The organism is Sandaracinobacter sp., assembly GCF_041909755.1.
Classification (GTDB): Bacteria; Pseudomonadota; Alphaproteobacteria; order Sphingomonadales; family Sphingomonadaceae; genus Sandaracinobacteroides.
The window spans coordinates 1-6,585 of record NZ_JAYRCW010000116.1 but is presented as its reverse complement, the minus strand read 5'-3'; the positions used below and the strand labels follow the sequence as shown (position 1 = coordinate 6,585).

Here is a 6,585-nt window from a genome sequence, read left to right as displayed (position 1 = left end):
ATCTTTCCAGGGCCCGCGCGCTGACTGCGGAAACGAAGCGGCCGATCCGCCAGCATTTCTGGGCGCCCGACAGCTCGATGATCCTGTTCATCAACGATGCGGGCGGGAACGAGGATTTCCTGCTGTACGGTGTGCGCGCGGAAGGCGGGGCGCCGAAGCTGCTGACGGATTTCGAAAAGACCACGGTGCAGATCGTGGCCATGTCCGACAGGCATCCGGACCGCATCCTGATCTCGCTGAACAACCGCGATCCCAAATGGCATGATGTCTGGTCGCTGGACCTGAAGACCGGCAAGCTGACCGAGGTGATGCGCAACGACGGTTATGCCGGGTTCGTCGCCGACGAAGACCTGGTGCTGCGCGCGGCTGTTCGCCCCAACGCGGCGGGCGGGCAGGACGTGTTCCGGATCGAGAATGGCAAGGTGTCCGGCAAGCCCTTCCTGACCTATGGCCTGGATGACAGCCAGACGACCGGCCCGCTGCATTTCACCGCCGACGGGAAGACGCTGTACTTCCAGGACAGCCGCAACCGCGACACCGGCGCGCTCTATGCGATGGACTGGGCGACCGGCACGACACGGCTGGTTTCCGAAAATCCGCGCGCCGATGTGGGCAGCCTGCTGGTGAACCCGGCGACGATGGCCGTGGAGGCCGCGAACTATGACTATCTGAAGCCGGAATGGGCCGTGCTGGAGCCGGGCGTGGCGGGCGACATCGCCTTCCTGAACAAGGAGCTGGGCAACTGGCTGCTTTCATCCCGGACGCATGCGGACGATCGCTGGATCGTGACGACGGACAATTCGACGGCGTCCGCCGCGGCCTTTGTCTATGACCGCAAGGCGAAGGCGCTGACGAAACTGTTCGACAGCCGGCCCGAGCTGGTGGGCGCGCCGCTGGCCGAAATGCGGCCGGTGGAGATCCGGTCCCGCGATGGCAAGACGATCGTCAGTTACCTGACCTTGCCGCCATCTGCCGGGGCGAAGCCAGCGAAGCCGGTGCCGATGGTGCTGCTGGTGCATGGCGGCCCCTGGGCGCGCGACAGCTATGGCTTCGACGGATACGCCCAGTTCCTGGCGAACCGGGGCTATGCCGTGCTGCAACCGAACTTCCGCGGCTCCACCGGGTTCGGCAAGGCCTTCACCAACGCCGGGAACGGCGAGTGGGGCGCGAAGATGCACGACGACCTGATCGACGCGGTGAACTGGGCGGTGGCAGGCGGCTATGCCGATCCCGCGCGCATCGCGATCATGGGCGGCTCTTACGGCGGCTATGCGACGCTGGCCGGGCTGACCTTCACGCCCACCACCTTCGCCTGCGGCGTGGATATCGTGGGGCCGTCGAACCTGCAGACCCTGCTGTCCACGGTGCCGCCCTATTGGGAGAGCTTCTACAAGCAGCTGGTGGCCCGGATGGGCGATCCGCAGACGCCCGAAGGCCAGAAATGGCTGAAGGAACGGTCGCCGCTGACCTATGCCGAGCGGATCCAGCGGCCGCTGCTGATCGGGCAGGGGGCGAATGATCCGCGCGTGAAGCAGGCCGAAAGCGACCAGATCGTGGCGGCGATGGAAGCGAAGAAGATCCCCGTGACCTATGTGCTGTTCCCGGATGAAGGCCATGGCTTTGCCCGGCCCGTGAACAGCATCGCCTTCATGGCGGTGGCGGAGAATTTCCTGAGCCAGTGCCTGGGCGGCCGGGCCGAGCCGATCGGCGACACGGTGAAGGCCTCCACCGCGCAGGTGCCACACGGGGCGGAGTTCGCGCCGGGCCTGAAGGCGGCGCTGGAAGGCGGGAAATAGCAGCGCCATGTGGCTGCTGCTGATGAAGGCGCTGGTTTCCGGGGCGATCATCGCGATCGCCTCGGAAGTGGCGCGGCGCTGGCCTGCGGTGGGCGGTCTGATCGTTTCGCTGCCGCTGGTCTCGATCCTCACCTTCCTGTGGCTGTGGACTGGCACGCGCGACCCGGAAAAGATTGCACGGCTGTCCGTCAGCGCCTTCTGGTTCTTCCTGCCTTCGATGCCGATGTTCCTGCTTTTGCCCTTGCTGCTGCGCAACGGCTTCGGATTCTGGCTGGCGATGGGCCTTTCGATCGGGCTGACGGCGCTGCTCTATCTGGGGATGTTCTGGCTGGCCCCGCGCGTGGGCATCAGGCTTTAGGCGCCTTCAGCCCTTCGCGGCGGCCGGCGAGAATGGCGCCCATGGTGGCGATCAGGCCCGCCGTGAAGATCAGCCAGCTGAGGGCGAGGCCCAGGCGGATCATGGTGACGGACTGGCGCGTCCACAACAGGGTGGCTTCCCATTCCGCGTCGGCAAGCGCGTCCCGCGGGAGATCAGGGCAGGCCGACTTGTGCACCAGCAACGCTTCGCGGGTGCATTCATAGCCGCGGATGACGCGTTCGCCGGTGCCGGGGATCGGCTCCACGAAGAAGCTGTAGAGAATGAGGTAGGCGATCATCCCGCCGATCGTGAGGAAGAGGGCGGCCAGCACCCAGATGCGGCGGGTCGAGCGGCGGCTGTCCTTCACCCATTCCCAGACAACGGCGGACATGACCAGGATGAGAAGGGCGGAGACGCCCGCAATGGCCGGCGGCCAGGGCGGCGACAGGCCCGCAAGGGCGGCAAGGATCGGGAGCAGCGCGATGGCGCCGCCGATCTTCAGCGCCTGCTGGATGGTGCGGAGATAGTCGAGCATCAGCCGGGCCGGATGGTGACGGTGACGGGCTCCTCGCCGGATTCCTCTCCGCCCTGGAATTTCTGCGATGATTTCAGCGAGCGGCCGTCGGGCCATTCGGCCTGCACCATATAGTTGCCCGAAAGATAGGCGGCACGATCCGGTGCCATTTCCGTCCAGCGGCATTCGGACCGGTCCCAGCCGGGCTTGCCCAGCGCCTGACAGGTCTGGAAGGCGAAGCGGGTGGCAAGCCAGACGCGCCCGCCGGGCGGGTCCGCGACGAGGCGGAACGGGGTTTCGGCGGCTCCGCAGCCGCCTTCGCGCATGATGGGCGGTGCTTCGGACTGCAGCGTCTGTCGGTTCAGCTCCATGGCGGCAGTCGCCTGTTGCCACAGATTGCCGATCTGCGCTTCGAACGCCTCGTGTGCGGGTTCGCCATAGGCGGGGACGGGGCCATCCAGCAGCGCGAGGATCTGCGACTGCAGCTGATCGACCGGCCCCTGCCACACGTCCGGGCTGTAGCCGGCCGCCTTCAGCCTGGCTTCCAGCACCACGGCCTGATGCGCGAGAAGGATCTTCTGCTGCTCCGCCGCCGGAAGTTCGACGGGCTCGGCATCAGGCTCCGAACAATCGAAGGTGTCGAACTGCTGCGGGTCCGCGAAGCCGCCGGCTGCAGCGCTTGCCATCCGCTCCGCCTCTGCCGCGACGATGTCGGCTGCGAAGCCGTGCGCGGCGGTCCGCATCGCTGCATAGTCGGCGGGCCAGCGCGAGGCGGGGGCGGGTGACAGTTCGGCGGCGGCAGGCGCTTCCGCCTGTTCGGACGGGGCCGAGCAGGCCATCAGCGCGGCCAGCGCGCCGGACAGGGCCGCCGCGCGGGGCAATGCCAGCCTGCTTCGAGCCCCCGTCATGGCCGGAAAGGTTTCACAGGCGGGGCCTTATGGCAAGCCGTCAGCCGAAGCCTTCGGCAAGGAAACGGGTGGCGAGCGCTGCGTGGACGGCTGCGCCACGCGCCATCACGGCTTCGTCCAGCACCATGCGGTTGGAATGCAGGGCGCAGCAGCTGCGCCAGTCCGCGCCTTCGTGGGAAGCGCCCAGGAAGAACATCGCACCCGGCACCTTTTCCAGCACATAGGAGAAATCCTCCGCCCCCATCATCGGGGAGCCGAGCGTGACCCAGGCCTCGTCCCCCAGCAGCGCCCTCACCGTGCGTTCTCCGAAGGCGACGGCATCCGCGTCGCAGACGGTGACGGGGAAGCCCTGTTGGAACGCCACCGTGGCAGAGGCGCCATGCGCATCCGCGATGCCTTCGGCGAGGCGCTTCAGGCCCGCCTGCACGGCGCTTCGCTGGCGCGCGCTCAAGGTGCGGATCGTGCCGAAGAGCATGGCGGTTTCGGGGATCACATTGTCGGTGCTGCCCGCCTTCAGCTCGCCGATGGTGACGACGGCAGGATCGGCGATGGAGACATTTCGGGTGACCCATGTGTGGATCGCAAGGATGATTTCGGCAGCGATCGGAACGGGATCGAGCGCATCGTGCGGCATGGAGGCATGGCCGCCCCGGCCGTTGACGGTGACGCGGATTTTGTCTGCCGAGGCCATCAGCGGCCCGGCGCGGCCGCAGACGAGGCCGTGGGGCGCGTTGGGCATGATGTGGAGCGCGAAGGCGGCATCCGGCAGGGGATCGAGGAGGCCGTCTACCAGCATGAAGCGGGCGCCATGATGGCCTTCCTCGCCGGGCTGGAACATGAAGCTGACGCTGCCGGCCAGTTCGTCGCGCCGGGCCGACAGGATGCGGGCGGCTCCCACCAGCATCGCCACATGGCTGTCGTGGCCGCAGGCGTGCATGGCGCCCGGCGTCTTCGAGGAAAAGTCGAGGCCGGTATCCTCCTGCATGGGCAGGGCATCGGAATCGCCGCGCAGCAGCACCGTGCGGCCGTTGGCGCCGCCCCTGAGCGTCGCGACGAGGCCGGAGGTGGAGGGGCCTTCGCGCCATTCCAGCGGCAGGCCGGCCAGCGCGGCGCGGATCTTCGCGGCCGTTCTGGGATTGTGAAGGCCGAGTTCGGGGTCCTGGTGGATCGCGCGCCGCAGCGTGACGAGATCGGGGAGCAGGGCTTCGGCATCTGCGACAAGCGTTGTCATGGGAACCTCCGCCGGGAAGGGTAGCCGCATCAGCGCGGGGGTTCCAGCCACCAGTCCTGCCGCCAGCCGACGACGGCCGGGATGGCGTTTCCGGCGCTGTCCCGCGCAGGCTCATAGCGGAAGCGCTGGCGGATGAGGCGGCAGGTGGCAGCGTCAAGCGAGGGGACGCCGGACGAGCGGGCGACGGTGCAGCCGGTGACCCGGCCATCGGCGCCGACATCCAGATGCACGGTGACCTGTCCGCCCAGATTGGCGCGGGCGGCATCCGGCGGATAATCGCGCCGGTCGATGCGGCCGGATTTCCAGCGGGCGCGGACAGCGCCGCCCCCGCCGCCCTGGCCGGTGCCGGCGCCCCCCGCACCAGCGCCGATGCCCGCGCCCGATGCGCCCGTGCCGGGGCTGGCGGCGGCGGCGCCCGATTGCGTTTCGGTGCCGGTGGACGGGGCCGGGGCAACGGGGGAGGGCCTGGGTTCGGGGGGGACCGGCGGGGGAGGGGCGGCCACCGGCTTCGGCCTTGCGCGGGGCGCGGGCGGCGCGGCCGCGGCCTCAGGCTCTGGCGTGCCGGGCTTTTCGGCTTCGGGCGCGGGCGGCAGCGGCACATCGACGATGATCAGCGAGTCGGCGGGCGGCGCGATCTCGATCAGGATCGGGCGCAGGAGAAGGGCGAACACCCCAAGGTGCAGCAGGATCACGGCTGCAAGCGCCATGGCCTTCCGGTCTGAGGGGTGGAAGCGCATCGCGGCTCGCCGCTCAGGCCGGCTCCACCTCCACCATCAGGTCGCCCGACAGCTGTTCCAGCGCCTCTTGCAGGGTGGTGTGGGAGAGGCCGGCGGGCAGCGCGAGCTGCAGGCTGGCGCGGAAGATGGGGGAACCCTGCCAGGCCCCTTCCGCGGCGCTGGTTTCCAGCTCCACGATGTTGACGCCCAGCCGCGCGAGGATGAGGCTGAGTTCATTGACGATGCCGGGCCGGTCCGCGCTGGTCAGGGAAAGGTGCAGCCGCTCGCCCGGCTGGCCCTGATCGCCGGCGGGCGTGATATCCACCTTCAGCGCGGCGAGGTCGGGCGCGGCCATCGCGGCCTTCAGATCCGGGAGCCGGTCTGCCGGCAGTTCGATCAGCACCGCCCCGGTGAACAGGCCGCCGAGACGTGACAGATGCCCTTCCAGCCAGTTGCCGCCCGACCGGAAGACGGCAGCCGACAGGGCGCTGGTGAGGCCGGGGCGATCCTCCCCCATGATGGTGAGGACGAATTGGCTGTTCATGCTGGGCACGCTCCGTTCTGGTTGGCCTGACGATAGGCGCTGGAGCGGATGGCGGGAAGACCGGATGGTGGGCGCGACAGGGATTGAACCTGTGACCCCTGCCGTGTGAAAGCAGTGCTCTACCGCTGAGCTACGCGCCCGTTCCGTTTCGTCGGGCACCATCCGGTGAGGGGCGGCGGGTAAGGGATGGCCCGCCGCCTGTCAACCGCCTTCTGGCCGGTCAGTGCGTCATCGGTGCCGCAGGGGGGGCCGGCGGCACGGGCGGCACCGGGGCTGCGGCCTTTTCATCGGCCTCGTTCCACTCGATCGGCTCGATCGGCCGCGCGAAGGCCACCTTCAGCACTTCATCCACATGGCTGACCGGGATGATGGTCAGCCCCTCGCGGACGTTCGCGGGAACATCCTCCAGGTCCTTCTCGTTCTCGGCCGGGATGAGGACGGTGGTGATGCCGCCGCGCAACGCAGCCAGCAGCTTTTCCTTCAGGCCGCCGATGGGCAGCACCCGGCCGCGCAGGGTG

At 68.7% G+C, this 6,585-nt stretch carries 8 protein-coding genes and 1 tRNA gene; 2 read left to right on the top strand and 7 right to left on the bottom strand.

Annotation, left to right across the window (positions count from 1 at the left end; all coding sequences use genetic code 11):
- Window positions 1-1,796: alpha/beta fold hydrolase (locus ACE3O8_RS12300; protein ID WP_374390155.1), on the top strand; the 1,796-nt coding region annotated here is incomplete at its 5' end.
- Window positions 1,797-1,803: 7 nt separating this feature from the next.
- Window positions 1,804-2,154 carry a DUF3147 family protein gene (locus ACE3O8_RS12295; RefSeq protein WP_374390154.1) on the top strand — a complete coding sequence of 117 codons (351 nt, stop codon included), beginning with the start codon at window positions 1,804-1,806 and terminating at the stop codon, window positions 2,152-2,154.
- Here the strand turns inward: ACE3O8_RS12295 and ACE3O8_RS12290 are convergent.
- The 7 genes from ACE3O8_RS12290 to ACE3O8_RS12260 all read right to left on the bottom strand — a co-directional run.
- Window positions 2,144-2,689 carry a hypothetical protein gene (locus ACE3O8_RS12290; protein ID WP_374390152.1) on the bottom strand — a complete coding sequence of 182 codons (546 nt, stop codon included), beginning with the start codon at window positions 2,687-2,689 and terminating at the stop codon, window positions 2,144-2,146. The two genes, ACE3O8_RS12295 and ACE3O8_RS12290, sit on opposite strands and share 11 nt — an antisense overlap.
- On the bottom strand, window positions 2,689-3,576 hold the full coding sequence (locus ACE3O8_RS12285; protein ID WP_374390150.1) for a hypothetical protein: 888 nt from the start codon (window positions 3,574-3,576) through the stop codon (window positions 2,689-2,691). Before ACE3O8_RS12285 ends, ACE3O8_RS12290 begins: the two co-directional genes overlap by 1 nt.
- Window positions 3,577-3,616: 40 nt before the next feature.
- Complete coding sequence (locus tag ACE3O8_RS12280; protein ID WP_374390148.1) at window positions 3,617-4,807, bottom strand: M20 family metallopeptidase; 1,191 nt, start codon at window positions 4,805-4,807, stop codon at window positions 3,617-3,619.
- 29 nt (window positions 4,808-4,836) lie between these two features.
- Entirely contained in the window at window positions 4,837-5,514 is a 678-nt protein-coding gene (locus ACE3O8_RS12275) for an energy transducer TonB (RefSeq protein ID WP_374390146.1), read from the bottom strand.
- Window positions 5,515-5,557: 43 nt separating this feature from the next.
- Window positions 5,558-6,067 carry a glycine cleavage system protein R gene (locus ACE3O8_RS12270; RefSeq protein ID WP_374390144.1) on the bottom strand — a complete coding sequence of 170 codons (510 nt, stop codon included), beginning with the start codon at window positions 6,065-6,067 and terminating at the stop codon, window positions 5,558-5,560.
- 65 nt (window positions 6,068-6,132) lie between these two features.
- A tRNA-Val gene (locus tag ACE3O8_RS12265) sits at window positions 6,133-6,207 on the bottom strand.
- A gap of 80 nt (window positions 6,208-6,287) precedes the next feature.
- The coding region (locus tag ACE3O8_RS12260; RefSeq protein WP_374390142.1) for a S16 family serine protease at window positions 6,288-6,585 on the bottom strand (298 nt) is incomplete at its 5' end.

Bases quoted from the DNA above. Each gene is read 5' to 3' on its own strand.
- ACE3O8_RS12280 (WP_374390148.1), bottom strand. From the start codon at position 4,807: ATGACAACGCTTGTCGCAGATGCCGAAGCCCTGCTCCCCGATCTCGTC.
- ACE3O8_RS12295 (WP_374390154.1), top strand. From the start codon at position 1,804: ATGTGGCTGCTGCTGATGAAGGCGCTGGTTTCCGGGGCGATCATCGCG.
- ACE3O8_RS12285 (WP_374390150.1), bottom strand. From the start codon at position 3,576: ATGACGGGGGCTCGAAGCAGGCTGGCATTGCCCCGCGCGGCGGCCCTG.
- ACE3O8_RS12270 (WP_374390144.1), bottom strand. From the start codon at position 6,067: ATGAACAGCCAATTCGTCCTCACCATCATGGGGGAGGATCGCCCCGGC.
- ACE3O8_RS12275 (WP_374390146.1), bottom strand. From the start codon at position 5,514: ATGGCGCTTGCAGCCGTGATCCTGCTGCACCTTGGGGTGTTCGCCCTT.
- ACE3O8_RS12290 (WP_374390152.1), bottom strand. From the start codon at position 2,689: ATGCTCGACTATCTCCGCACCATCCAGCAGGCGCTGAAGATCGGCGGC.